The 2,220-nt window shown below is 75.6% G+C and carries 1 protein-coding gene; it reads right to left on the reverse strand.

Annotated features, from left to right (window positions below):
* Positions 1 to 428: 428 nt before the first annotated feature.
* The coding region (locus MNY62_RS25415; RefSeq protein WP_242347123.1) for a tetratricopeptide repeat protein at positions 429 to 2,220 on the reverse strand (1,792 nt) is incomplete at its 5' end.

Here is a 2,220-nt window from a genome sequence, read left to right on the forward strand (position 1 = left end):
ACCGACGCCGAGCCCTCCACCTCCCCCGCCCGCAGCGCGCCGCCCTACGTGGCGGGACCTCGCGCCCGCAGGCGGGCCACTGGACTCGGTAGGCATCGCCCCGACCCACGGACCGCAATGCAACGCGGTTGGCCTCGGCGACGTCGCCCACGTGCAGCCCCCGCCCGCAGCCCCGCGTTGCCGGCGGCGTCTGGCGGACGGCACCGCCCCCCGTACCTTGTCCCCGTCCATCGTGGCCCGCCGAGGACGTGAGGTCCCGTCCAGGCGGCGCGCCAAGGTGACGTCAGCCGCGGCAGTTTCGGCCAGAACGACCTCGACCTCGACCTCGACCCCGACCGCGACGTCCCCGACGCCCCCGCCCCCCCAGAATGCATTCGCCCCGCCCGCTTCGCGCGGACGGGGCGAGAGGAACCGGGGCCCGGAGGTGGCTACTTCGAGAGCTGCCCCGCCTCGCTCGCGTGCGGGCTGCGCGGGCAGAGCTTCGCGTACGCGCCGAGCCGCTGCTTGGCGCGATCGGTCCGCTGCACGTCCGCCTCGAGCTTGCCAGCGCCCCACAGGGCCTCGCAGCTCGCCGGATCGCGCTCGAGCGCCTTCTCGTACAGCTCGGCGAGCACCTCGCGCTTCGCGCCGCGGGCCCGCTCCGCCTCGGCCATCTCCACGTACGCCACCGCCGCACCGCCCGCGCCGCCCTGGCCGTACTCGTCGATCGCCTGCGTGAGCTCGACGAGCGCGCCGGGGATGTTGTCCTTCGCGCGGTGGAGCTTCGCGAGCGAGACGCGCGCGTCGGGGAAAGGACGGCCGAGCTGGATCGCCTTCTCGTACTGCCCGCGCGCGAGGTCCGCGTCGCCGGCCGCGCGGTAGGCGTCGCCGAGCAGGAGCGCGAGGCGCGGGCTCTCGCCGACGCGGGCGACCGCGCGCTTCAGGGTCTCGAGGGCCTGCTGCGCGCCGCCCTCGCGCGCGAGCTGCGCGCGGACGAGATCGGCGTAGAGCGACACGCGCTTCGGGTCGATCGACACGGCGCGCTGGAGGGCCTCCACCGCGCCGGCGGCGTCGCCCTCGCGGAGCTTCCGCTGGCCGACGAGGTGGGGGATCTCGGGGCTCGCCGGATCGAGCTTCGCCGCCTCGGCCTCCGCGGCCGCTGCCTCCGACGCCTTGCCCGTCCCCGCCAGCACCGCGCCGCGGAGGGCGTACGCGAGCGCCTGCTGCGGCCGCGAGGCGGCCGCCTGCGGCGTGAGGACGAGCTCCGCCGCCTTCCCGCCCTCCTCCAGCTGACCGCGGGCGACGAGCACCTCCGCCTTCCCGAGGATCGACCAGAGGTGATCCTTCTGGATGCGGAGGGCGTAGTCGTAGAAGCCGGTCGCCGAGAGTTCGTAGCCCTCCCCGCGCCGGCGGAACTGCTCGCCGAGCAGGTACGCGATGCGCACGTCGCCCGGGCTCGCCTTCTGCGCCTTGCCGAGCACGTCGCGGGCGCCGTCGAGGTCTCCCTCGCGGAGCAGGATCGCGCCGAGCACGCCCTGCAGGAACGGGCTCTGATTGCCGTCGCCACCCTGGAGGACGGCGTTCACGACCTCCTTCGCGCCGGCGGGGTCCCCGCCGTACAGCTTCAGGTACGCCTCCGCCGCGACGAGGTGCGAGTGGCGCTGCCCGAGCTGGCGCGCCGCCTCGACGTGCTTCACTGCCTCGGCGCGGATCGCGTCGCCCTCGCCGTGCTCGCCCGCGCGGAGCGCGTCGACGTAGGCGAGGAACGCGTGGCCGGCGATCGACTTGTCGTCGCGGTCGAGGATCTGCTGGAGCTTGTTCGCGGCCTCGACGTAGGCCGCGTGCGCGTCCTTGTCGAGCAGCGGCAGCGTGTCCTTGAGGAGCCGGTCGATCGCCTCGATCCGCTCCTTCCGCGCGCGGTTGAAGATCACCCAGCCGCCGAGCGCCAGCGCGAGCACCGTGAACAGGGTGACGGTGGTCACGAACGTGCCGCGCTTCGCACGCTTCCGCGGCGCCGCGCCAGGCGAGAGCTGGAACTCCTGCGTCGCGTACTTGTCCGCGAGCTCCTGGGCGTACGCCGCACCGCGGGTGCGCGTCGCGGGGACGGGCGTCGGGGTCGGGACCGGGACGTCCTCCTCGAACAGCGGCGCGGCCGGGCGCGACGCGGTCGCGGGCGCGCGGGCGGTCGCCGTGGCGGGGCGCGCGGCGGACGGCGCGACGCGCGGGGCCACGGGCGGCGCG

The organism is Anaeromyxobacter terrae (assembly GCF_022690685.1).
GTDB lineage: Bacteria > Myxococcota > Myxococcia > Myxococcales > Anaeromyxobacteraceae > Anaeromyxobacter > Anaeromyxobacter terrae.